The sequence below is a fragment of the Peribacillus sp. SIMBA_075 genome, assembly GCF_046534585.1.
In genome coordinates this window covers 1-240 of the sequence record NZ_JAWRYN010001500.1, presented here as the reverse complement: position 1 = coordinate 240, position 240 = coordinate 1, and the positions used below count along the sequence as shown (strand labels likewise).

Annotated in this window: 1 protein-coding gene; it reads left to right on the top strand. The window is 40.0% G+C overall.

What is annotated here, in order from left to right; genetic code table 11:
• Position 1 precedes the first annotated feature (1 nt).
• Positions 2-240, top strand: a 239-nt coding sequence (locus SB775_RS33405; RefSeq protein WP_410865592.1) for a phage holin family protein, incomplete at its 3' end; no start/stop codon positions are given.

Here is a 240-nt window from a genome sequence, read left to right as displayed (position 1 = left end):
CATCTTTTCGTTGTTTACAGTTAGTTTGTCGGCAATGGGCTTTCTGTTTGGTGGAGCAGGATATTTACTGATGACATTAGTGACACTGATGGCAATTGTATTAATTTGTTCAAGCCTAAGAGAATCTGTGACTGGACAGCTCACAATGAAGCGGTTTTTTACTAGGCTAGTTCGAAAGGTTGTGACGATCTCCTTAATATCCATGGCACATTTCTTCGATGTCATGCTGAAAACAAATGG